Genomic DNA, 22,836 nt, shown 5'->3' on the forward strand with positions numbered 1-22,836 from the left:
AATGCTTTCAGCGATGATTATGATTGTCGTCCGGAACGGCGCCGTCGGCAAGCGTGTATGGAATCTCACCGAACCCGACAGGCAGGGAGTGCTCGCCTATCACGAAAACGGCCGGAGTTCCGATGGCTTTTTCCCGGACTTCGCGCCCTATGGTCGCGAGCGTGCCGCATACCAGCTGCTGGCCGGGCAAGGAAACCCTCGATGCGGCGCAAACCGGAAGTTCCGGGGCGAGCCCGTTTTCAAGCAGACGGCCGGCAAACTCGTCCAGATTTTTCAGGCCCATGTACAGCACCATCGAACTCCCCTCCCTGACGAGCGCCATCACCGCATTGAACTGTTCCGTCGAGTACTGCGTGCCCTGCCCCGTGCAGAACAGCACCGAACGCATCCTGTTGCGTTCGGTCAGCGGGATATGGAGCATGCCGGCGGCCGCGATACCCGCGGTAATGCCGGGAATCACCTCCACCTTGATGCCGTGCCGGAGCAGGGCGCGCACCTCTTCGACCCCCCGCCCGAAAATGAACGGATCGCCGGCTTTCAGCCGGACACATTTGCTCCCCTGCAGGGCGCAGCGGATCATGAGCGAATTGATGCTCTCCTGCCGAAGGTCCTGGTCCTGACCGTCGTCGCACCGCTTTCCGACATGAATGACCTCGGCATCCGCGCCGACAAGATCGAGTATGGCCGGAGGCACCAGTGCGTCGTGCAGCACCACGTCTGCCTCCCTGAGACGTTTCCAGGCCTTCACGGTCAGCAGTTCCGGATCGCCGGGGCCCGCTCCGGCTATGGTTACGGTTTCCTTGATCAGCGTCATGGGAGGAAATTGGTGTTCTGCCCGTGCTCCGGCGAAACCGTCCCTTCCGGCGACGATGTGTTTCCGAGCAGAAGAGCGGTATCGAGACGATCATAAAAATGTTTCCTGCGCAGCGCCGGAACGTCGAGCTGCACGGCACAGGGCGCTCCTCCCTCGGCGCAGCTCTCGGCCCAGCGATAGTGCTCTACCGGGGGAACGGATACGAACGAACGGTTCGAAGCGCAAGCCCCGATGGCGACCTGCTCGATGGAACGCGAACCGAGAACCCTCTGGTCGTGATCATCGAGAAAATCCGCCGGCGTCACGACAAGATCGCATCCCCCTTTTGCGAGCGTTATGGCCGCCTCCGGATGGTACAGCTCCTCCTTGCCCGCCAGGGCGATACGCGCATGATCGAGATCGATACAGTCAAAATCGTCATGCCCGGCAACCCTGGTGCGGACCCTGCCCCGGCTGTCGCAGAAAAGAAGGTGCATCCGGCCGCCTTCGCCGGAAAAACCGGTACAGAGCGCGGTTTCATATCGGCCTGCGGCATCAAGAAGCTTGAGGCGGGCTTCTTCGAAACCGCAGGAGCCGATTGCGGAAAAAACCACAAGCTCGGGCCTTGCGGAGCCGGATCGGGAGAACATGCCCTCGAAACATCGCTCTTCCGGAAACGCCCCGTCCTGAACCGGCTGACAGAGCAGCTGCAGCATCCCGGGCCCGGGAAGCCTGCAGTATGCGGTCATGTCGGCTGCATAGCGCATGTCGAGATAGAGCGGGCGATAGCGTTCCGGCGTCCTGTGGCGCAGCCGAACGGCGCGCTCCGAAGGGATTCGCCCCTCCACGAGGGGAAGCGAGACATGGAACACCGTTGAAAAGGGGGAAGCCGCTTCGAGCATCACGCCGCCGTCTGCGGCATAAACGCAGGAGCAGGCCTCTTCGCACTCCATGGTTCTGTCCCTGCCGGTACGGTTGCAGGCGGCAAGAAAAAAGCCGTTTTCACGGGCCCTCGCCTGCCATATTTCTTTCGGATCGAGCGATCCTCCGGGCCAGTTCGCCGATACCAGCAGCAGGTCAGCTCCCCTGAGGGCGGACATTCTGGGTATGGAGCCGTAATAGGTATCCGAACAGATCATGACCCCAACCCTGCCCCAGGGAGTATCGAAAACGTTCCGCTGCAGAGGATCTCCCGCACACGCCCACCTGACCTCTGCGGTTATCTTCCTGTAGTTCAGAACCGGCATGCCGTCAGGTCCGATGACGGCGACGGCATTGTAATAGATTCCGGTAGCCGGATCCTCCTCGGCGTAACCAAGCGCGATATAGCAGCCGTGCGTCGTGGCGATTTCGGCAAGAGCCCTTGCTGTCGGCCCGTTCTGCGGTTCCGCATACGGAGCCACCTCCTCGCGCGAACTGAAACTGTAGCCCGAAACCCCCAGCTCGGTATTGACGAGAATCCGCGCGCCGTTTTCGGCCGCCTCCCGGTTCAGTTCGACAAGTTGCCTGCGGTTATGCTCCGTATCGGCATACCGGACGTCGGGATGGATGAGCGCTATCTTCAGTTGTTCCATTTTTCGCGGTATCCCAGCGCGCAGGCTGCGTAGATGAATTCAAGAAAAACATGGTTGTCCATACCCGCCTGCTCATGTTCAAGCCGGGCGGCATAACCGGCGTACTCCCCGCTTTTTCGGGAAACCGCCGAGGCCAGCAGGGCTCCGTGCATGACGAAAAGCTCGCGCATGCACGATTGGGGGAGAATTCCCCATGCGAGCTTGTCCCGGACATGCACCAGAGCACAGGCCGCTCCTACCGCCAGGGGATCGCGGTCGAGAGCGAGCGGGTTTTTTCGGATCAGTTCGGCGGCCTCTTCGGGAAGTCTTCGGGCAACGCCCTCCGTCAACCCCGTCCGGTCCGCGCCGAAACGGCGGATATGCTCGGAGATCGACCGCTGGTTTTCAGGGGTCAGGGAGTTCTGCAGAGCCAGTGTTTTGCCGATAGCTCGCGATACCGCCCGCCCGATCAGTTCCCCCAGCTTCGAATGCTTGCCTGCGCTCGTCAGCGGCGAGCCGCCGCCGAGGGAACAGGCAACGGCGATCTGGTCCGTTCCGGTTCCCGTCGCCAGACCGTCCGAGTAACGCGATGACACCGCGAGCTCCTGCAGAACCGTACACTTTGCTTCCGTGGCGGTCATGATGCTCCGGACCATCGCTCCGGGTGCAAGCTCCCTGTTGATGAGCAGCATGGTGTTGATGGTGCCCGGAGGCTCATCTCCGGAGGCGGCCAGCGGCTCGAATCCGGCCTCCCCCTCCCACACCGAGGCGGGATCGCCTGCGCGGCCTGCGTTGCCTTCGACACCTCCGGTGCAGATTGCCGTCACGGCCAGATTCCGGAACCTGGCCGTCTCTATTGCCGCGTAGTGCATGTTCGCTGCAGTGCCGAGCGATGCGGTCAGCCCCGGAAGCCCGTATTGCTCGCACAGTTCCGTCTGGTAGCGCAGGGGGTCGGAAACAATGGCTTTCAGCTCCTTGCGATGGTGTCCTGCCGGTTCGCACGACTGGTGGTTGAAGATGCACTGCAGATCGTCATGCATCCCGCCGTAAACCCTGCTGGTCGAGATGACCCGGTGCGGTTCGTTAAAGCGCACGATGAGCATTTTCCCGGTGCGGTGGACTTCCGCTCCGCCATAGGTTCCCAACTGCATAGGTTCATCCCGGTTCATTGGTTCAACGGCTTCCGATCGAGCCGCCTGTAATACTTCAGTTTGTGACCCGGCATCAGTTCCGGGTGAAAAATGCTGACAAGATCGGCCAGAATGAGATGGGGTTCGGTCATACCCGTATCCCAGAACCGGCTTCTGCCGTTTGCGAAGCAACTGCCGTTGTTGTTGTACACCCTGCGTTCGCGGACGCTCCGGAACAGCCCGTATCGGGAGTCTTCGCCTGTCAGATCGTCGATGGAGACAGCCCTGAAATGCGTATTCACCCAGAAATCGGCCGACATGCCCGCGCTGAGCCCCGCTTCCTGACCGATGAGATGGCCCCGCTCGAATGGCTTGCCTTTGAAGAGGTAGTCCGCTCCTGCATGGTCGAGCATGGTCGCAAACCATCGCGAAGAGCCCATGGTCGACCATGCTCCCTTTCTGCTGTATCCGGCAATGACCGAAGGACGTCGCTTCACGTCCGCCACCCTGGCCTGCACGTCCAGATAGGCCCGCTCCCGTTCACTGAAAAGCGCATCGGCAAGGCTGTCCCGGTCGAAAAACGCTCCCATGAACCGGATCCACTCGAACGCTCCGAGCGGATGCTCTTCGAGAGAGGCCGAAAACATGCCGGGAGTCAATCCGCAGGAGCGCAGTTTTCCGGGCACGTCCGAGGCGACTCCGGTCGTGTTGACGAACACCATGTCGGGTGCGGTCTTCAGCAGGCGCTCCATGTTCATTCCCCTCATGAATCCGATCACGGCAAGCTCCCCGCTGTCGATCTTTCGATGCACGTCGTCCTGACCGACCCGCTGCTTTCCCGACACGCCGGCAAGAGCGGCGGATCGACCGAGCATCTGGAGCAGCGACACCTGAAAGCCGTTTTCACAGGTAACCTTTTTCAGAGGGATTCTGACCACCATCGCTTCGCCCGCGTCTTCGGGAACAGGCTTTCCTTCAGGCACGAGCAGATAGGTGAAGGGATCCTGCCGGCTGGCGGAATCCGCAGCGGCGACCGTGATCCGGGTACAGCCGTTCTCCCTTGCGATGGTGAACAGCCTTGCATAGCGCACCTCGCCCGCCTCCCGATCAGCCTGCTGCCTGCTGCCGGTCTGCCGGCCTGCAGGCGTACAGGCGGCAAGCAGAAGCAGAATGAGGAGCAGGATGCTTCCGCTCCTTCCCGGATAACGAAACCCGAACGTATTCACCGGACAACCTCCCCTGACGATCCACTCACGCCGACAGCCGTCAGCACGTCGGAAAGAGCCTGAAGTTTGTGGGGATTGCGGGTGCTGCCATCAAAGAACTGCCAGTGCCCGGTTCCGTTCTCGCCGGCCACCACGACATGCTGCGGGACTGCCGTTCCCGGCACCACCCTGCAGCCGATCCGCTCGAGTGCTCTCCGGGTCCAGTATGCCCGCACGCCATCGCCGACAAGGCCGATCGTCCGTTCTGCATCGTGGCGGAAGCGGAACGATCCGGAGTGGAGATCGAACTCGAACCCCTTTCGCCTGAACGCCTGCTCCAGCTGACCGTCGAGCACGAGTGATTCGGGAATGCCGGAAACTATCGATGACTTCCGCTCTCCGTGAGGGGCATCGACGGGCCGCATCAGCCAGATCCTGTCGGCAGTCTGCAGGGCCATGTCGAGTTCGTGCGTCGAGAGCACGATGGCTTTTTTCTGCTCGCGGGCCAGCATTTTCAGAAGCCTGACGATCTCGAGCCGGTTGGGAAGGTCGAGATGCGCGGTGGGTTCGTCGAGCATGATGACCGGCGTATCCTGGGCGATTGCACGGGCGATCATCACCTTCTGGCGCTCCCCGTCGCTCAGATCGCCGAGATGCCGGTGCGCGAACATCCTGGTTCCGGTTGTTTCAATGGCATGGCGGACCACCGCTTCGTCCCGGGGCGAGAGGTTCCCCGCCCACCCCGTATAGGGATAGCGGCCAAGCGCCACAAGCGCATAGACCGAAAGATTGCCGGTCAGCACCTTGTCGGTCAGCACCAGGCTGAGCAGCCGGGCGCCATCTCTTGCCGAAAGACGGTCGAGTCGTGTTCCCGAAAGCAGCACCTCCCCGCCGAGCGGTTTCTGCACGCCGGCAAGCGTTCTCATGAGGGTTGACTTGCCCGATCCGTTCGGGCCGAGCAGGCATACCAGCTCGCCTTCACGCAGCTCGAGGGACATGCCTTCCGCGACGATCTTCGACCTGTTGCCCGATCGTCGGTTTCCGGACATCCCAAGCCTCTTTCCGGCGGGATACCCGATGGCCAGATCCCTGGTCTGCAGTATGCTGTTGTTCATGAAAAGGAGGACTTGAGGTTTCGTTGTTTCATAATGACCCAGATGACGACCGGAGAACCGATCAAGGCCGTCACGGCATTGATCGGCAGCGTTGTCTGGGTTCCAGGCATCTGGGCGACAATATCGCAGGCAAGCATCAGGATGCCTCCCACCAGACAGCAGCTGGGCATCAGAAAGCGATGGTCGGAGGTATCGAGCATCGAACGGGTCAGATGCGGCACGGCGATGCCGATAAACCCTATGGGGCCGCAGAACCCCGTGACGCTTCCGGCAAGCAGGCTGGTGGCGGCAATCACCGACACCCGAACGAAGAACGTGCTCATGCCGAGGCTGCGCGCGTAATTTTCGCCGAGGAGAAGCACGTTCAGCGACTTCGAAGCGGAAAAGGAGACAAGAAGTCCCAGAGCGACAACGGCGCCGAGCACGGCAAGCTGCGGCCCGAGTACTCCGCCAAGGCTGCCGAAGGTCCAGATCAGATAGTCCTGGATCTGCTCGGGTTCGCTGAAATACTGCCAGATGCTGATCAGTGAAATCGTGATATTGCCGACCATGATGCCGACGATGAGCAGCACGACGTTGTCCCTGATCCGAACGGCTATGCCGAGCACGATCAGCAGCACGGCCATCGCGCCGAGCGTTGCCGCGATGACGATAAGCCAGCTCCCTCCGAAGCCGAGCTGACGGATGGCGAACGCGTTGGCCGCGCCGCCTGAAGCAAGCATCACCACGGCGACCCCGAGGCTTGCACCGGCCGATATGCCGAGTACCGAGGGGCCGGCCAGAGGATTGCGGAAAAGCGTCTGCATCTGCAGGCCGCTCACCGAAAGGGCTGCTCCGGCAATAACCGCGGTTGCGGCTTTCGGCAGGCGGATGGCCGTAATGATTTTCTCCCAGGCGGGGTGTTCGGCGCCCCTGCCGAGCAGAATCCCGATAACGCTTTCAAGCGGTATCTGCACCGAACCCAGCACGATATCGAGAAGAAAGAGCAGCAGAAGCGCAAGCAGGAGCACGAACAGCATGCCTGCTTTCGGAGAAAGAAGGGGCCACGCATGCCCGTCCGAAGCCTGCGCGCCGGAAATACGGACGGCCATACTACCTGATCTCCCGGTAAAAGGTTAGGGAATCGGGTTTGCCGCCCTTTTTCGGCAGCAACCCGGGGTGCAGGATGGAGATAAGATCACGGAGAATCAGATCGGGCCTGAGAACGCCGTACTCCCAGTAGGCGTTTCCTCCTGCTGCGTTAATCCAGCGGTTGTTGTTGTAGACCCTGCCAGTTTTTACGGAAAGCATATCCTGGAAGCGGCTATCCATGGCAAGCAGTTCGTCCATCGATTCGACCGCTCCGGGGTTCAACCAGTAGGGCGCCTCGAGCGCAACGGGATAGACCGCTTCGATATCCAGGCTTATGCTGCCCGTACCGGGCCTGTCGCTCCATGGATAGGCCGCACCGGCGTCGTGCAGCAGGGCCGCGACGTAACTGCCGCCGGCAGGAACGAACCAGGTATCCTTTACCGGAAGGCCGGTCAGTACCGCAGGCCTCTCCCTGACGTTCTCTGTAAGGGCGGCGAGTTTCCGGTAGGAGCGCTCTATGGCGTCGAACTTTTCGCGAGCCGCATCCTCCCTGCCGAAAAGAGCGCCGAACAGCCTGATCCACTCGGCGCGCCCGAGAGGCGACGGCTCCAGCCATTCGGCAACGACGAGCACCGGGATGCCCGCCTGGACAAGCGCCTGATAATCGGTCTTCCGGGCCGCGGGAAGCGCCGGCGCGATAACCAGATCGGGGTCCAGATTCAGCAGAACCTCGACATCGGGACTGAACGGCATGCCGATCGCTTTGATCGCTCCGCTCCTTATGCGGGATCTGACCGCAGGGGTGTTGACAAACTCGGGACGGGAAACCCCGATAATGCCGTCACTCCTGCCGAGCATATCGATAAAACCGATATGCGTGGTGGAAAAAACCGCAATCCTTTTTACCGGGGTCCGGACGGGAACATAGCCATGGAAACCCTTCGGAACCGAAGCTCCGGAGGGAAGCAGGATATAGCGCAGCGTGTCCTTCCGCCCGTCCGGAGCCGGATCGATGTGCAGGGTGATGAATCCGGCGTGATGCTGCAGGGAAAACCCTTTCGCATACCGGATGAAACCGCTCCCGGCGTGCGGCGCGGAACCGGATGGCGACGGGCCGGAGCCCTCTTCCTGCACGGCAGTACACCCCGAAAAAAACAGCAGCTGCAGGATCAGACCGGCAAGCAGCAGAGCCGGGCGAACCCCTTTACGGGAAGGGGTCGCTCCACCTGGATGCGTCATCGCACTACCCTTCCGACACATACGTACCTCATCTCTTTTCATTCTCTTTCAGTCGGTATATTCTACAAGGTGCTCGAAAGCCTCACGCGGGGGAAACGATATCGCCCCTGCGGCGCATATCCTTTCGCAGGCGGAACACAGCACAATGCACCGGTACGGCTCGGCGACCGTCATCTTCGGCCGACGCCGCAGCCCCTCTTCCCGGGGCCCCGATGCGAAAACCTCTTTCGGGCAGAAATCGAAACAGGAACTGCAACTGTTGCACAGATCGGGATCGATCGCCGGATACCATTCGATCTGCTCACGGGGAACAGTCAGCCGACGTTTTCTTCTCTTGTCATGGTCGCTCACGATTATCTCCATTCACAGGTTTTGCCAGCCCCCCCGCCCCACACACAGACGGGAGGCTCTGACGGAGAAAAAGGGTCGTTCACAATGCAACCGCGTATCCGACCCGGAGAAGACGGCCCGGATCGTAATAGACGTAACGGCTGCTTGCCGTTTCAACCAGATTGCCGGAGGTCTGGATTTCGGTATCGAACAGATTTTCAACAGCGACCGTGACATTGCCGGGGCCCGCTTTCACCCTTCCGGAAAGATCGAAAGCGGTATAATTGTCCAGATTGTCCTGGCGGCCGGCAAGTATCCGGCATCTCAGGTCGAGACCGAACGGTATCGAGGCATACGTGATGCCGAAGGTATTCTGGAACTTCGGACCTGGCTGGTATTTTTCTCCGTAGATATCTTCCGAGACAGGATCCGCCCAGTATCCTGCTGCAGACAGCGAAACCCTGCCGAGAATCCCTGCTTCGCCATAAAACGGGCGCAGTCCGAGCTCCCATTCGATGCCTTTCGTTTCATACGCGCCGGCATTGAAATAGCGGTAAGGCTTTGTCTTTCGATCGATCTGGATCTTGTCGTCATACGTCATCCAGAATCCGGAAATCCTTGCCGAAGCGCAATCGCAGTTCCACTTGAACCCTGTCTCGTAACTCCAGCCCGATTCCGGTTTGAGGTCGGGATTTCCTTTGATGGTTTTGCTGTCGTAGTACAGCTGGGTAAAGGTCGGAGCCTGAAAAGCCTTGCCCGCATTGGCAAACAGATTGAGATCGTCCGAAGCTTTCCACATAAGACCGACGCTTGGCAGAAACACGTTGTAATCGGTCGTTTCCGCTTCGTTGTCGATGAACTGCTCCCTCCCGCCGAACGTCAGGATAACGTCATCGCCGAACCGTTTTTTCAACTCCGCAAATACGCCGTAATCATCGCGCGACTTCTCCCCGTAGATGTTGGAATATTCGGCATAGCGATGAACATAGTCCGCTCCCACGCTCAGCTCGAAACCGCGGGAAAAAAGAAAACGATAATCGGTCTCGGCGCCGTAATTGTAATTCAGACGCTCGACCTCCGACTCGAATACCCCATCGACGTACTCCGTCTGAACGCGATTGTCGTAAACGCCGTACAGCTTTGCCTTGAACACATCGCTTTCATAACGAATATTGAGAAAATGAAAGTCGCTCTGCTGATCCGTCCGTTCGACCAGTCCCGAATCATAACGATCGATGAAGCCCGTTTCGTAGCCGGAATACTGATAATCGATATAGGTGTCGGCAAACGGTGACAGGTTGAGACTGAACATGTACCGGTCGGTCTCGTCAAGGGCATTGGTGTACTTGTTGGTAAACTGACGGCCGACATTGTCGAGTTCGCCCATGTGCTGGTAACGAAAACCGATAGTCGCGCCGGGCAGGTTGACGCTGACGCCGTGGTTCATCCACGATTCGTTGCCGAATTCAACCGAGGCGGTCGCCGATGTTTCGCCGGAAGGTTTTTTGGTAACGATATTGATCACGCCCGACATCGCATCGGCTCCATAGAGCGTGGACGCGGCGCCCTTGAGGACCTCGATTCTCTCGATCTGGTCTATGGAAATGGCACTGAGATCATACCCTTTCGAAGCTGCCTGCTGGACAGGCATGCCGTTGACAAGAATGAGCTCGCCGTCGGCCATCCCCCTGATGTAGACCGAGCTGTTCATGCCGAGTTTGTTGACGCCAAGGGGAGCGAGGGACTTGTACCCGAGACCGCCGATTCGGGAAAGCGCTTCGATGGCGTTAGTGGCCCCGGTTTTTTTGAGTTTCTCGCTGTCGGCGACGGTTATAAACCTGGCGCTCTCCTTTTCCTTTTCAGAAAAATGGCTGCTCGTCACCACCACCTCATCGGTAGTGTAAAAGCGTTCGGAGGGTTCCCCTGCGTACAACGCGCTCTGGCATGCAACGCAAACCGCAAGAAAGGCAACTGTTTTTTTTGTCATGTGTCTGCCTGTTATCAGTTTCATAAAACTTCAAACTGACTGACAGGTCCGTCCAGGGGCAGGAAACGTACACGAAAAAAAAACACGAACACGGCATCCATACGAAGCCAACGATGCTGAAAAGCCGGAAAGGCGCGCACGGAGCAACCGAAAACAAACCGTTAGAGCAGAAAGTACCTGAGCCGCTCAGGATATGGATGTCGCCGGATACATTGTTTTTTTCATGTACAGTATTGCCTGAGACTATAAACCCGTAGTCTGATTATTGATTGCAATAGCATAACCGGCAGGTCTCCTGACTTTCACGGTTTACTTCCTTTGCAGACCTTCCCGCGCTTTTCCTGGGAGGAAATCAGCGCAGTGACCTGAAAAGACCGCTTTTCAAACTCATGTGGCCATGAGCTCTGAATGGCGGTTTACCGTTGTACAGTTGCGGGTACAGTGTACGAATCTCACGTACTTCCCTATTCTCCGGCTTTTAAGCCGGCACCTGTTATGACGAGAAAGAACTTCGAGGGAATTAGATAGCGAATAATTTTTTCAAATGCAAGAAATCTGTGAGCGGTGAGCGGTGAGCGGCAAGAATAACCGGAACGTCAGTTCAGCAAAAAAAACTCAGAACTATTTACAACTGTAACTTCCGGCACTCTTTCGCCCCCGGACTTCCGGCTAACCGCCCACCTCTCACGGCGACCGACTTCCGCCTTCCGGCTCACCACTCACCGCCCACATCTTCTGCTACTGACTTCCCGCATTCATGATGCTGCGGGCTATGCTCTTGCAGTAGTGGTGCATCTCTTCGAAGGCATGCAGCAGCTCCATATGCCGGTCGTGCGTCATGGCCGATTCGGGCAGCCTGCGCAGCCGTTGCAGATGCCGGACTTCAGCTTCCGCGGCAAGCACGGAAAAATCGTCGGCACCGTGCACGATTGCCGATGCCCTGGCGGCACCCATCTCCTGCACGGCACCGGTAAGACCGGCAACTTCACCGCAGAGAAATGCATGCAGGGCCGACAGGTCAGCCATGCCTTCCTCCGTCAGGGACATCGAGGCTTCCGGGGATCGCCCAGTCAGCTTCTGCAGGAGAGCCTCGATGCTGTCGCCTATCGACTCCTGGTCCTTGACGATAGCCATGAGTGCGAAAACTTCCCGGGACTCGCGCTCACCGAGCTCCTGCCGGCTGATGGCAATGAGATAATCCGACATTTTCGATTCAAGAAAGTCGATCTTTTCCTCCCGCATGCCGATTCCCCCGGCAAGGGAAAGCTCCGGAAAAAGCGTATCTCCTGCCGCAGGGTTTCCGGTAAAAGCCGGAAGCAAAGCCCCTGCCATCCTTTCAAGAATACGGTTCATGCGCACAGTCTCTGCCCTTGCATAGCTCAGGGCAAGCGACGGCGTGGAGAGAGCGGAATTGGTGATATACCAGACGGAAGGCCGCAGCCGCGTCTCTTCAGGACTGTCGGGAATCAGACGAATCAGCAGTTTCGCCCAGAAGGAAATCAGCGGAAGGAACATGACCGCCATAAAGACATTGTAAAACGTATGGGCATTGGCAATCTGGCGTGGAATGGCCGTTCCGGGAACCCCCGCCGCCGGTGAAAGCATGCGAACGAAATCGGCATACCAGGGAATGAGAAACAGAAAAACCGCAACTCCGCTGACATTGAAAAGCACCTGCGCAAGAGCGACGCGGCGAGCCGGACGCATGGTGCCGATACTTGCCAGCGTTGCGGTAATGCAGGTGCCGATATTGGCGCCGAGCAGCAGCGGAATGCCGGCTTCCAGGGACAGTGAACCCTGCTGGGCAAGCGTGATCACAATGCCGATGAAGGCTCCGCTGCTCTGCATCAGAGCGGTCAGCAGCATACCGGCAAGCACGCTGTACAGCGGATTTTCCATGTAGCCAAGAAGTTTCAGAAACGGCTCGTAAGAGCGGAGGGGCACGACAGCTCCCGACATCAGACTCATGCCGAAAAGAAACAGCCCGAATCCATAGAGCGCTTCACCCGCGTTGCGAAGCGCTTCCCTCCGGCTCAGGAGGTTGAGCGCGAAACCCGCGGCGAAAACCGGCAGACCGTACTCGTGAATCCTGAAGGCGATAAGCTGCGCCATGGCCGTCGTGCCGATTTCCGCGCCAAGCATGATGGAGAGCGCCTGGACATAGGTCATAAGCTGCGACTGCACCAGCCCGACCAGCATGACCATGATGGTGCTGCTCGACTGCACCATCATGGTGGCAAGGGCTCCGGCAAGCAATCCGGAAAAACGGTTATCGGTGATACGGGCAATGAAATCGCGCATGCGGCTCCCCGCGGCCTTCTTGAGGCCACCGCTCATTACCGTGATGCCGTAGAGAAACAGCGCAAGCCCCCCGGCAAAGGAAAGCGCTATGGACGGAAAGGAAAGTTCGTTATGCATGGCGGTGCAACGATGCGGAATTCATGACACCAAGAAGTTCTCCTGTCTTTCTTTTCCTGTAGGCAAACACCTCCTCGAGGCGGCGGCTCACGATCAGCGCATTGACCAGATCGCCGAACACTCCGAAAGGCATCGAATAGTCGATCCGGTCGGTCATCTCGATGCCTCCCGGAATTTCACGGAACTGATGCCGGTGGCGCCAGCTCCCGTAAGGCCCGGATTTCTGCCGGTCTTCGAAAAGGAAAGGTCTGTCGACCTTCGTTATTTCGGTCTCCCACTGCACCGGCAGCATCATGAACGGGTAAAGCGTATAGGTGATCAGCATGCCCTCGTAAATCTGTTGCCCTGCAGTACCGCTGGTGATCCTGAAAAACATTTCCGGTGGCGTGATCCTTGCCAGGTTCGCCGGATCGGAGAAAAACTCCCATGCCTCTTCGATGGAGACCGGAATGCACTGCCTGAAGGTCAGGGTGTTGAGCCCCATGATAGTAAGGCGGATTGTGTTACCGTTTTCAGCTATAACGGTTTGAAGGGGTAAAAAGTAGCCGTCTGTAATGCGGCGACACGGAATATTTTGCAGCAGGGAGCATTCGGATATCATCTTTTTTTGCCATTTTCCCTGCTGAAGGAAAGATATTGTCCCATGTAACCGCCATCCCATGACAAAAGCCACGGTAGCCGCGATCATCGCGCCGGACAGGGCCAACCGGTCGACGGTGCTGCTTACCCGGAGGGCCGTTATGCCCTTCAGGGGATTCTGGTGCCTTCCCGGAGGACATATCGACCAGGGCGAAACCGCTCTTGCAGCAGTCAGGCGGGAGGTGGGCGAAGAGACCGGGCTCGGGTTTGCCTATCCGGAGTTCCTTTGCTACATCGACGAAATCTTTCCGCAGTACGGCTTCCATGCGGTTGCGCTTGCGTTTTTCGGAACAGCTGAGGGAACCCTCCGCCTGATGCCCGACGAGGTCGAGGAAACGGGCTGGTTCCCTCTCGACGAGGCGCTTTCGATGCCACTCGCCTTCCACCATAACGAACTCCTGAAACAGTATGCGACTCGCGACATGGCATAAAGGCATCCCTTTCCTGCTCCTGCTCTCCTCGGTCCTTCTTCTCTGCACGGGCTGCATGAAAACCGAAAGCGGAGCTGAAGCAAAGCAGGAGACGAAACCCCGAATCGTAAGCCTCGCGCCGAGCATTACCGAAATGATTTTTGCCATCGGAGCCGGAGAACATCTGGTGGGGCGAACCACGGCGTGCGACTGGCCCGCAGAGGCCGCCAGGGTTCCGGTTGCGGGAGCTTTCGGAAGGCCCTCGATGGAGGTGCTGGCCTCCATGCATCCGGATATCGTCATCGACGTCGATCTCGAGGAGGAACAGAGCAACAGCAAAATCAGGGATCTGGGCATCCGGACCGAAAGGATCATCTGCAGAACCCCTGACGATATTCCCGAAGCGCTCAGGACACTCGGAAAACTCACCGGCCACCGGCCTCAGGCCGACAGCCTTGCCTCCGTCATTGAAAAAGGCCTTGCCGGATTCAGGAAGAAAAACCTCGGCCGCAGGGAAAAACCCCTGGTCTATCTTGAAATATGGGATGATCCCTTCTGGACCGGCGGCAGGGACAGCTACACGTCGGCCCTGATCAGCTATGCCGGAGGACGCAATATCGGCGACGCCGTTCGCAAGGAGTATTTCGAAATATCACAGGAGTGGGTAATCGAACAGAACCCCGACATCATCGCCTGCATGTACATGTCGAAAGAGACCCCCGCCGCCGCGGGCGTCATGCAGAGAAGCGGCTGGAAGCATATCAGCGCGGTACGGAACAGGAAGGTGTTCGACGGCTTCGACAACAGCCTTTTTCTGCGGCCGGGTCCGAGAGTGCTGGAAGGAATCGCGCAGCTGGAGCGACTTATCGAAAAAAAATAAACCCCCTGAAAGTGCTGTTTTTCAAAAGCAGCCTGCAGGAAAAGGGGTGAATTGTTTATCTTTGAGGCCTTAGCTCGATGGTGCCGCAATATAACAGCATGCATGCATGAAGAAATCGCCACTGGTCATCCTCCTCCTTACCGTTCTGCTTGATCTGATCGGATTCGGCATTGTTCTGCCCCTGCTGCCGACCTATGCCAAAGACCTTGGCGCAAATCCCTTCATGATCGGCCTCATCGCCGCGATTTTCTCCATCATGCAGTTTATCTTCTCCCCGCTCTGGGGGAAGCTGAGCGACAAGATCGGACGAAGACCGGTGATGCTCATCAGCATTTTCATCACCGCACTCTCCTATCTGATTTTTTCGCAGGCCGACAATATTCCGCTTCTGATCTTTGCCAGGGGGCTCTCGGGCATCGGATCGGCCAACATTGCCGCAGCACAGGCCTACATTACCGATGTGACCGACAGCAAAAGCCGCTCGGGAGCCATGGGCATGATCGGCGCCGCGTTCGGCGTAGGGTTCATTATCGGACCGCTCGTCGGCGGATTGCTCAAGCATAACTATGGCATTGCAATGGTTGGATACGTGGCTTCCGGCCTTATCTTCCTCGATTTCATTCTCGCGGTTTTCTTTCTGCCGGAATCCAACAAAAAAGCCGAAAAACTTGCGATCAGCATGTTCAGCCGGAAGGGCGAGGGAGCCGGATCGACCTCTTTTCTGAAAGCCAAGACCGACGAGTACATCGACGGCCTGAAGCTCTCCTTCAGTTCGAAGCCGCTTGCTTTGCTGATGATCGCCAATTACATCTTCACCTTCGCCATCGTCAACATGCAGGTGGCCTCCATTCTGCTCTGGAAGGAGTATTTCATGGCATCCGATCAGCAGATCGGCTACATTTTCGCCTATGTAGGCTTTTTCTCGGTCATCGTACAGGGTGGACTGATCGGACGGCTCATCAGGAAAGTCGGCGAACACAGGCTTTTCCTCTGGGGCCATCTGTTCACCTTTGCCGGGGTTTTTTTCGTACCGTTCATCCCTCAGGACACGCTTTTCTCCTACGGGCTTCTGATCCTGCTCTGCTTTGCGATCGGCACAAGCCTGGTAGCCCCCATCAATCTCTCCATGATCTCCCTTTACAGCTACAAGCAGCAGCAGGGGCAGATTCTCGGGCTTTCGCAGTCGGTAAATTCCTTTGCCCGCATCATGGGGCCGTTCAGCGGGAGTATCCTTTACGGCATGAATTTTCATGCGCCCTATATTGTAGCCGGCCTGCTGACCATCGTAGGCACTTTTATAGCGCTCGCCCTGTTCAAGTATAAAATTGAGGCTCTGGAACCTGCAGCAGAAACTGAAAGCATCTGACCAGGCTTTCCCTGCATGAGAAAAAAAACTGATATGCGTATAGGAGTTATCGGAACGGGAAAGCTTGGCGAATTTCATACCAAACTGCTTGGTGATATCGCCCTTGAATCCCCGGATGTGCATCTGGCGGGTATTTTCGACAGGAACAGCCAGCGCGCCGAAGAGATTGCCGGCAAATACGGAGTCCATCAGTTCGATTCCATAGAGCAGCTGTCGGCGAACTGTGATGCCGCCGTGATTGCCACGACGACAAGCACCCATTTCGATATTGCCCGCCAGCTGCTGGCTGAAAAAAAACATCTCTTCATCGAGAAACCTATAACGGCGACAATCGAGGAGGCTGATGAGCTGATCAGGCTTGAAGAGGAGAACGGGGTTCGCATTCAGGTAGGCCATATCGAACGGTTCAATCCGGCCCTCCGCGCGGTGGAATCCTATATCGGCGAACCGATGTACATTCAGGCTGAACGGCTGAGCGGATTTTCGCTCCGGGTCACCGATGTTTCGGTGGTGCTCGATCTGATGATTCACGATATCGATCTGGTGCTCTCCCTCATCAAATCCGACATCAAAAGCATTGCCGCCTCAGGCGTAAGGGTTTTTTCAAACGAGCTCGACATGGCCACGGCAAGGATAGACTTCATGAACGGCGCCACGGCAAACGTGACGGCAAGCCGCCTGAGCCGCAGCAGAATCAGGAAAATGCGGTTTTTCTGCAATGAGCCCAAAAGCTACGCGTCGCTTGACCTGACCAGCGGAAAGTCCGAAGTGTTCCGGCTGGTGCACCCTGCACAGGCTTCATCGAAAAATCCCGTCAAAACCTATGCCGCCCGGAAAATACTCGAACAGTTCGGGGAGATCAAGGATGCCATGCAGGGCATGGTGCTCGACTATATCACCCCCGATGTTCCGAAAACCAACGCACTTCGCGACGAACTCCGCCATTTTATCGATGACGTGCTCAACGACAGGCCGGTTGCGGTAAGTTCGAGGGACGGACGCAAAGCCGTTATGGTAGCCGACCGTATAACCGATGAAATTGCCGGTAATGCAGCGTTGTTCGATTGAGCGTGCCGGAAGGGAAACGATGAGCCTGAAGCAATTCACAGCGCGCGATATACCGGCGGTCCTGCTGCGTATCGGAGAAATTGCCGACCGCCTGGATCTTCCCTGTTATCTGGTTGGCGGTTATGTCCGCGACATCCTCATCGAAAAGCCCTGCAGCGACATCGATATCATGGTGGTCGGCGAGCCTGTCGCCTTTGCCGGAATCATCCGGAAGGAGCTTTCGGCAAGAAACTTTGTCGTGTTCGAACGCTTCAGGACCGCGCAGCTTGAAGTGACCGATGAACAGGCCGGAGCGCTGAAAGTGGAGGTGGTGGGAGCGCGCAGGGAGTCCTACAACGCCGACTCCCGGAAACCGGTCACCCGGATCGGCACACTGGAAGACGATCTGTCAAGAAGGGATTTCACTATCAACGCGCTTGCCGTCAGCCTCAATGCCCATAACCGGGGAACGCTTGTCGACCTTTACAACGGTCTTGATGATCTTGAAAACCGCATACTGAAAACCCCGCTCGACCCGGAACAGACCTTCTCGGACGACCCGCTCAGGATGATGCGTGCGGCGCGCTTTACCGCACAGCTTGCATGCACACCCGATCCGGCAATGCTCACGGCCATGAGCGCCATGCACGAGAGGATACGGATCGTATCAAAGGAAAGAATCAGTCAGGAGTTCTTTAAAATCATGCAGAGCCCGGTGCCCTCGAAAGGTCTCGGAATGCTCTATGAAACCGGCATTCTCGGCGACATCCTTCCCGAGGTTACCGCAATGGCCGGCATCGAACAGGTTGACGGACTCGGCCACAAGGACACGCTCTTCCACACCTTTCAGGTGGTTGACAATGTCGCCGCTCACTCCGGCAAACTCTGGCTGAGAATTTCGGCTCTTTTGCACGATATTGCCAAACCGGTCACCAAGCGGTTCCACCCTTCAGCCGGATGGACCTTTCACGGTCATGAAGCCGTGGGCATACGGATCGTTGCGAAAATCTTCAAATCCATGCGCTGGCCGCAGGAACCGCTCGACTACGTGCAGAAACTGGTTCGGCTCCACCACCGCCCCATTCCGCTTTCCAAGGAGGAGATCACCGACTCGGCAATCCGCCGCCTGATGTATGACGCCGGGCCCGATCTTGAAGACCTCATGAGCCTCTGCAGGGCCGACGTGACCAGCAAAAACCCCCGGAAGGTGGTGCGCATCATGAAGAATTTCGGCAACGTCGAACAGAAGATCGCCGAAGTCGCCGAAAAAGACCTGCTGGCAAGCTGGAGACCTCCCATCAGCGGGTCCGATATCATGGAAACGCTCGGTCTCACCGAAGGCAAAATGGTGGGCATCATCAAGAGCCGGATGGAAAATGCCGTTATCGACGGCATCATTCCCTATGAGCGCGAAGCAGCGCTTGCCTATGTCAGGAAGCTTTACGCCGAACTCGGCAGCTGAAGGCCGCAGCTGGGTTTTCTTCGTGCCAAAACGTATATTCAGGGCTGTTTCATGCCAGAAAGACCCGACAACCACTAAACCGTTCATACGTTGATACCACGTTACTCACCCGAAGATATCTCGGCAATCTGGACCGAAGAGGCAAAATTCCAGCGCTGGCTCCAGCTTGAAATCGCCGCCGTGGAAGCGCGGATGGAAGCAGGCTTCGTTCCCGAAGAAGCAGTGCAGACCATTCGTGAAAAAGCGGCCTTCAAAGTGGATGAGATCCTTGAAATCGAAAAGGAGACCAAGCACGACGTCATCGCCTTCCTCACCAATGTCGCCGGAAATGTCGGGCCGCAGTCCCGCTACATCCACGAAGGACTTACCTCCTCGGATGTGGTCGATACCTGCCTGGCCATGCAGATGCGCGACGCAGGCAAAATCATTCTTGCCGATATTGAAAAACTCGTAGCCGTGCTTGCAAAGCGGGCAGTCGAGTTCAAATACACCCTTGAAATGGGACGCACCCACGGTATTCATGCCGAGCCCACCACCTTCGGCCTGAAGCTGCTTTTGTGGCACCAGGAGATGCTGCGCAATCTCGACCGCATGAAAAAAGCCGTCGCCACGGTATCGGTCGGCAAAATCTCCGGAGCGGTAGGCACCTATCAGCACCTTTCACCGAAAATCGAGGCCGCAGTATGCCGGAAGCTCGGACTTGAGCCCTCCTCGATCTCGACCCAGATACTCCAGCGCGACAGGCATGCGGAATTCGCCACGACGCTGGCCATCATCGCCTCGTCGATCGAGAAATTCTCGGTTGAACTCCGCCATCTGCAGCGCACCGAAGTACGTGAAGCCGAGGAGTTTTTCAGCAAGGGGCAGAAAGGAAGTTCAGCCATGCCGCACAAACGCAACCCGATCACGTTCGAACGCCTTACCGGTCTGGCCCGCGTGGTCCGCTCGAACTCCATCGCCGCCATGGAAAACGTTGCGCTCTGGCACGAGCGGGACATCTCCCACTCTTCGGTAGAACGAATCATCATGCCGGATTCGACCATTGCCGTGTGCTACATGCTGCGCACCTTCAGCGATTCGCTTGAAACCCTGCTGGTCTATCCGGAGCGTATGGAGGAGAACTTCAACTCCTCCTACGGCCTGACAACCTCGCAGACCCTGCTCCTCGCCCTTACCGGAAAAGGCCTGACCCGTGAAGATGCCTACCGGCTGGTGCAGCGCAACGCCATGGAGAGCTGGTCGAAAAAAGTTCACCTGCGCGATCTTGTCCTGCAGGACGAAGAGCTCCTTCAGCATATAACGCCCGAAGAGATCGCCGAACTGTTCAGCTTCGAAAACATTCTCGGCAAACTCAGGGCAAGTGTCGATACCATTTTCGAACGCAACGGGCTCTGAACGCCAGCTGTAGTCTGAACGGGTCAGGTACGGGACCTGCAATCCTGTGCATAATCCTGACGGGAACAGGCTTCCCGGCGCTCCGGCCTTGCGGAAACCCGGTATAGGCGTGCAACGCAAAAGCCCTGCAGGAATTCCTGCAGGGCTTTTACTGATCTTTCTGTTACCCGTGACGGCAAGGAAAACCGCCAGCCTCGTGATCCGGACTTCGTGTAATTGCCGGCCGGAGCTATCAGGTGCGCCTGTTGCGGTAAAGGTCGATCAACGCATTGGTCGAACCGTCATGACCGTTTACCGCACCCTCCCGCTGGAGTTCGGGAAGAATCGCCCTGGCAAGCTGCTTGCCAAGTTCCACCCCCCACTGGTCGAACGAATTGATCTGCCACAGCGCACCCTGCACGAAAACCTTGTGCTCGTAAAGAGCGATCAGGGTGCCGAGCGAAAACGGATCGAGTTCGTCGAACACGAGCGTGTTTGTCGGTCGGTTCCCCGGAAAAACCTTGTGTGGCACAAGCATCCCGACGTTTTCGGAATCGTATCCCGCCGATACAAGCTCCTGTCGGGCCTCGGCCTCGGTTTTGCCCTGCATCAGCGCCTCCGTCTGGGCAAAACAGTTCGCCACGAGCATATCGTGATGTTCTCCGAGCGGATTCTGGCTCTTCAGCGGCACGATAAAATCCGCAGGAATGAAACCGGGCCCCTGGTGGAGCAGCTGGAAAAAGGCGTGCTGCGAGTTGGTCCCCGGCTCGCCCCATATGACCGGACCGGTTGCGTACCCGACGGTACGGCCGCTGCAGTCGACCCGTTTCCCGTTGCTCTCCATATCGAGCTGCTGCAGATAGGCTGGAAATCGGTGGAGATACTGATCGTAAGGAATAATCGCATGGGAGCCGGCATTGAAAAAGTTGTTGTACCAGACCCCGAGAAGCGCCATGATGACCGGAATGTTCTCTTCGAGCGGCGCGGTGAGAAAATGCTCATCCATGGCATGAGCGCCCGCGAGCAGCTCTGAAAAGCGCTCGAAACCAAGGAAAAGGGCTATGGACAGGCCTATCGACGACCATAGAGAATACCTTCCGCCTACCCAGTCCCAGAACCTGAACATGCTTGATTCATCAATACCGAACTCCACAACCTTCGCCCGGTTTGTGGACACGGCGGCAAAATGTCTGGCGATATGACGTTCATCCCCGTCAAAGGAGAGGAACCAGGCTCGCGCGCTCATGGCATTGGTGAGGGTTTCCTGCGTCGTGAACGTTTTTGATGCAATAACGAACAGGGTGGTTTCAGGATCAACCTTTTTCAGGGTCTCGCTGATATGCGTCCCGTCGATATTGGAAACGAAATGCACCTTGATCTTACCATGCGCGAAAGGCCTGAGCGCTTCTGTAACCATACAGGGACCGAGATCCGACCCACCGATGCCGATGTTGACCACATCGGTAATCCGTTTTCCGGTAAACCCTCTCCATGCTCCCGAGATAACCTTTTCCGTGAACTCCTTCATCTGGCGGAGCACGTCGGCCACTTCCGCCGGAACATCGAGCCCGTCAACGACAAGGCTGTAGCCGGGGGGTCTGCGCAACGCCGTATGCAGTACTGCCCGGTTTTCGGTAAAGTTGATCGGCTCCCCCTCGAACATCCGCCGCCGTTTTTCTTCAATCCCCGCTGTACGGGCGAGATCAAAAAGCAGCTCCATCGTACGCGAGGTGACCCGGTTTTTCGAATAGTCGAGCAGGAACGAGCCTGATCTTACCGAAAAACGTTCGAACCTCGAGCGGTCCTCCTGAAACAGCCTGCGCAGGGTAACCGGCTCAAGTTCCTCTCTGTGAAGCTGCAGGGCACTCCATGCAGCGCTTTTCGAAATATCCATAGCAGTTGTATCGTACCGGTTTAATTAAGAAAAATCAGCTGGGAACATAACGCAAGGTGAATGAAAAGCCCGAAGCATCGGCACGGGCGTCCGCAATTTCAGCATAGCTCCTGATAAGATGCACCCCGCGGCCCGTTGTTTTATGAAGACCGCCGGGAGCTGTGGGGTCAGGAAGATCGTCGGGGTCGAAACCCTGTCCGCAGTCCCTGAGGGTTACCTCAAGCAGATTTCCGCCGGCTGATGCGTCGAAAGTTACCGTAACCGGAAGCATTTCGTTCTGATGGTTCCCGTGCCTGACTGCATTCAGAAACGCCTCCTTGAGCGTCAGATCCAGGGTGGAAAGAAATCCGCTGCTGTATCCATGAAACCGGCCGAACAGGAAAATCGCATCATGAAGCTTTTCGTAGTCATCAACGGTGCTGCGGAGAAAAAGCTTCATGGTGCAAGAGGAAAAAACAGATTAGCGGCCTATACTGAAAAGTCGTAAACGGCTCCGGTCAATACCCGCGGCAACATACGGCAATGCCACTATCCGTCAATGTACAATTTAGGAACATGGGTTTCAATGCCCTAAATATATGCAGAAACATACCGGTAAAGCGGATATCCGGCTCTCCGGCAGAATTCACTCCCGAATCACCACAAAACTTCCGCAGCATGCACTTCCCGACAAATCCTACCTTTTTGTTGCAAATTATAGACTATGAGTTGTTTTTATATTAATTATTTAATACATTTACGTGTGATAGTTAAATTTATTAGGATAAAACAACACTCCAATCTTTGTATATCTCATGAAAAAGTTTTCGTATCCATTGCTGCTGCTTGCAGCGGCAATGCTGTTCAGCGGCACGGCATGGGGAGCTGAAGAGGTTGTCACCGACACCGGCACCACCTCCTGGATGCTCACCTCCACTGCGCTG

The 22,836-nt window shown here is 57.2% G+C and carries 19 protein-coding genes and 1 riboswitch; of the genes, 6 read left to right on the plus strand and 13 right to left on the minus strand.

Annotated elements, in window-relative coordinates:
- Positions 1-7: 7 nt before the first annotated feature.
- From cobA to WBP50_RS10820, 11 genes are all read right to left on the minus strand, one after another.
- Positions 8-814, minus strand: a complete 807-nt coding sequence (gene cobA / locus WBP50_RS10770) for a uroporphyrinogen-III C-methyltransferase (protein WP_423934355.1) — start codon at positions 812-814, stop codon at positions 8-10.
- Positions 811-2,367 carry a nitrilase-related carbon-nitrogen hydrolase gene (locus WBP50_RS10775; RefSeq protein WP_423934357.1) on the minus strand — a complete coding sequence of 519 codons (1,557 nt, stop codon included), beginning with the start codon at positions 2,365-2,367 and terminating at the stop codon, positions 811-813. Before WBP50_RS10775 ends, cobA begins: the two co-directional genes overlap by 4 nt.
- Entirely contained in the window at positions 2,355-3,497 is a 1,143-nt protein-coding gene (locus tag WBP50_RS10780) for an adenosylcobinamide amidohydrolase (protein ID WP_423934359.1), read from the minus strand. The genes WBP50_RS10775 and WBP50_RS10780 overlap by 13 nt, the downstream gene beginning before the upstream one ends.
- A gap of 14 nt (positions 3,498-3,511) precedes the next feature.
- Entirely contained in the window at positions 3,512-4,702 is a 1,191-nt protein-coding gene (locus WBP50_RS10785; protein ID WP_423934361.1) for an ABC transporter substrate-binding protein, read from the minus strand.
- Positions 4,699-5,796 (minus strand): ABC transporter ATP-binding protein, encoded by a 1,098-nt coding sequence (locus WBP50_RS10790; protein WP_423934363.1) that lies wholly within the window; start codon positions 5,794-5,796, stop codon positions 4,699-4,701. The genes WBP50_RS10785 and WBP50_RS10790 overlap by 4 nt, the downstream gene beginning before the upstream one ends.
- On the minus strand, positions 5,793-6,887 hold the full coding sequence (locus tag WBP50_RS10795) for a FecCD family ABC transporter permease (protein ID WP_423934364.1): 1,095 nt from the start codon (positions 6,885-6,887) through the stop codon (positions 5,793-5,795). The genes WBP50_RS10790 and WBP50_RS10795 overlap by 4 nt, the downstream gene beginning before the upstream one ends.
- A gap of 1 nt (position 6,888) precedes the next feature.
- Entirely contained in the window at positions 6,889-8,106 is a 1,218-nt protein-coding gene (locus tag WBP50_RS10800; protein ID WP_423934367.1) for an ABC transporter substrate-binding protein, read from the minus strand.
- A gap of 48 nt (positions 8,107-8,154) precedes the next feature.
- Complete coding sequence (locus WBP50_RS10805; protein ID WP_423934370.1) at positions 8,155-8,469, minus strand: 4Fe-4S dicluster domain-containing protein; 315 nt, start codon at positions 8,467-8,469, stop codon at positions 8,155-8,157.
- A 67-nt stretch (positions 8,470-8,536) separates the two neighbouring features.
- Positions 8,537-10,423, minus strand: a complete 1,887-nt coding sequence (locus WBP50_RS10810) for a TonB-dependent receptor plug domain-containing protein (RefSeq protein ID WP_423934372.1) — start codon at positions 10,421-10,423, stop codon at positions 8,537-8,539.
- A 268-nt stretch (positions 10,424-10,691) separates the two neighbouring features.
- Positions 10,692-10,932, minus strand: a riboswitch (cobalamin riboswitch).
- Positions 10,933-11,161: 229 nt separating this feature from the next.
- On the minus strand, positions 11,162-12,841 hold the full coding sequence (locus tag WBP50_RS10815; protein WP_423934375.1) for a Na/Pi cotransporter family protein: 1,680 nt from the start codon (positions 12,839-12,841) through the stop codon (positions 11,162-11,164).
- Positions 12,834-13,325 (minus strand): SRPBCC family protein, encoded by a 492-nt coding sequence (locus WBP50_RS10820; protein WP_423934378.1) that lies wholly within the window; start codon positions 13,323-13,325, stop codon positions 12,834-12,836. The genes WBP50_RS10815 and WBP50_RS10820 overlap by 8 nt, the downstream gene beginning before the upstream one ends.
- Before the next feature lie 175 nt (positions 13,326-13,500).
- On the opposite strand from WBP50_RS10820, the gene WBP50_RS10825 reads away from it, so the two are divergent.
- From WBP50_RS10825 to purB, 6 genes are all read left to right on the plus strand, one after another.
- On the plus strand, positions 13,501-13,911 hold the full coding sequence (locus WBP50_RS10825; protein WP_423934379.1) for an NUDIX hydrolase: 411 nt from the start codon (positions 13,501-13,503) through the stop codon (positions 13,909-13,911).
- A complete protein-coding gene (locus WBP50_RS10830; protein WP_423934382.1) occupies positions 13,889-14,770 on the plus strand; it encodes a cobalamin-binding protein in 882 nt (293 codons plus the stop codon). Before WBP50_RS10825 ends, WBP50_RS10830 begins: the two co-directional genes overlap by 23 nt.
- A gap of 106 nt (positions 14,771-14,876) precedes the next feature.
- A complete protein-coding gene (locus WBP50_RS10835) occupies positions 14,877-16,136 on the plus strand; it encodes an MFS transporter (RefSeq protein WP_423934385.1) in 1,260 nt (419 codons plus the stop codon).
- A 33-nt stretch (positions 16,137-16,169) separates the two neighbouring features.
- A complete protein-coding gene (locus WBP50_RS10840) occupies positions 16,170-17,204 on the plus strand; it encodes a Gfo/Idh/MocA family oxidoreductase (RefSeq protein ID WP_423934397.1) in 1,035 nt (344 codons plus the stop codon).
- A gap of 19 nt (positions 17,205-17,223) precedes the next feature.
- Positions 17,224-18,645 carry a CCA tRNA nucleotidyltransferase gene (locus WBP50_RS10845; protein WP_423934388.1) on the plus strand — a complete coding sequence of 474 codons (1,422 nt, stop codon included), beginning with the start codon at positions 17,224-17,226 and terminating at the stop codon, positions 18,643-18,645.
- Between the two features lie 90 nt (positions 18,646-18,735).
- Positions 18,736-20,040 (plus strand): adenylosuccinate lyase, encoded by a 1,305-nt coding sequence (gene purB, locus WBP50_RS10850; protein ID WP_423934390.1) that lies wholly within the window; start codon positions 18,736-18,738, stop codon positions 20,038-20,040.
- 232 nt (positions 20,041-20,272) lie between these two features.
- Here purB and pgi read toward each other — a convergent pair whose 3' ends face one another.
- Positions 20,273-21,913, minus strand: coding sequence for a glucose-6-phosphate isomerase (pgi, locus tag WBP50_RS10855; protein ID WP_423934392.1), 1,641 nt, complete (start codon positions 21,911-21,913; stop codon positions 20,273-20,275).
- 34 nt (positions 21,914-21,947) lie between these two features.
- On the minus strand, positions 21,948-22,352 hold the full coding sequence (locus WBP50_RS10860) for an ATP-binding protein (RefSeq protein ID WP_423934394.1): 405 nt from the start codon (positions 22,350-22,352) through the stop codon (positions 21,948-21,950).
- Positions 22,353-22,836 lie beyond the last annotated feature (484 nt).

Source organism: Chlorobium sp., assembly GCF_049593655.1.
Lineage (GTDB): Bacteria > Bacteroidota > Chlorobiia > Chlorobiales > Chlorobiaceae > Chlorobium.

Excerpts from the sequence above, each read along its gene's own strand:
- WBP50_RS10840 (WP_423934397.1), top strand. The coding sequence starts at position 16,170 with ATGCGTATAGGAGTTATCGGAACGGGAAAGCTTGGCGAATTTCATACC.
- WBP50_RS10845 (WP_423934388.1), top strand. The coding sequence starts at position 17,224 with ATGAGCCTGAAGCAATTCACAGCGCGCGATATACCGGCGGTCCTGCTG.
- WBP50_RS10810 (WP_423934372.1), bottom strand. The coding sequence starts at position 10,423 with ATGACAAAAAAAACAGTTGCCTTTCTTGCGGTTTGCGTTGCATGCCAG.
- cobA (WP_423934355.1), bottom strand. The coding sequence starts at position 814 with ATGACGCTGATCAAGGAAACCGTAACCATAGCCGGAGCGGGCCCCGGC.
- WBP50_RS10825 (WP_423934379.1), top strand. The coding sequence starts at position 13,501 with ATGACAAAAGCCACGGTAGCCGCGATCATCGCGCCGGACAGGGCCAAC.
- WBP50_RS10780 (WP_423934359.1), bottom strand. The coding sequence starts at position 3,497 with ATGCAGTTGGGAACCTATGGCGGAGCGGAAGTCCACCGCACCGGGAAA.
- WBP50_RS10795 (WP_423934364.1), bottom strand. The coding sequence starts at position 6,887 with ATGGCCGTCCGTATTTCCGGCGCGCAGGCTTCGGACGGGCATGCGTGG.
- WBP50_RS10800 (WP_423934367.1), bottom strand. The coding sequence starts at position 8,106 with ATGACGCATCCAGGTGGAGCGACCCCTTCCCGTAAAGGGGTTCGCCCG.
- WBP50_RS10830 (WP_423934382.1), top strand. The coding sequence starts at position 13,889 with ATGCGACTCGCGACATGGCATAAAGGCATCCCTTTCCTGCTCCTGCTC.
- WBP50_RS10835 (WP_423934385.1), top strand. The coding sequence starts at position 14,877 with ATGAAGAAATCGCCACTGGTCATCCTCCTCCTTACCGTTCTGCTTGAT.
- WBP50_RS10860 (WP_423934394.1), bottom strand. The coding sequence starts at position 22,352 with ATGAAGCTTTTTCTCCGCAGCACCGTTGATGACTACGAAAAGCTTCAT.
- WBP50_RS10805 (WP_423934370.1), bottom strand. The coding sequence starts at position 8,469 with ATGGAGATAATCGTGAGCGACCATGACAAGAGAAGAAAACGTCGGCTG.
- WBP50_RS10790 (WP_423934363.1), bottom strand. The coding sequence starts at position 5,796 with ATGAACAACAGCATACTGCAGACCAGGGATCTGGCCATCGGGTATCCC.
- WBP50_RS10775 (WP_423934357.1), bottom strand. The coding sequence starts at position 2,367 with ATGGAACAACTGAAGATAGCGCTCATCCATCCCGACGTCCGGTATGCC.
- pgi (WP_423934392.1), bottom strand. The coding sequence starts at position 21,913 with ATGGATATTTCGAAAAGCGCTGCATGGAGTGCCCTGCAGCTTCACAGA.
- WBP50_RS10820 (WP_423934378.1), bottom strand. The coding sequence starts at position 13,325 with ATGGGGCTCAACACCCTGACCTTCAGGCAGTGCATTCCGGTCTCCATC.
- WBP50_RS10815 (WP_423934375.1), bottom strand. The coding sequence starts at position 12,841 with ATGCATAACGAACTTTCCTTTCCGTCCATAGCGCTTTCCTTTGCCGGG.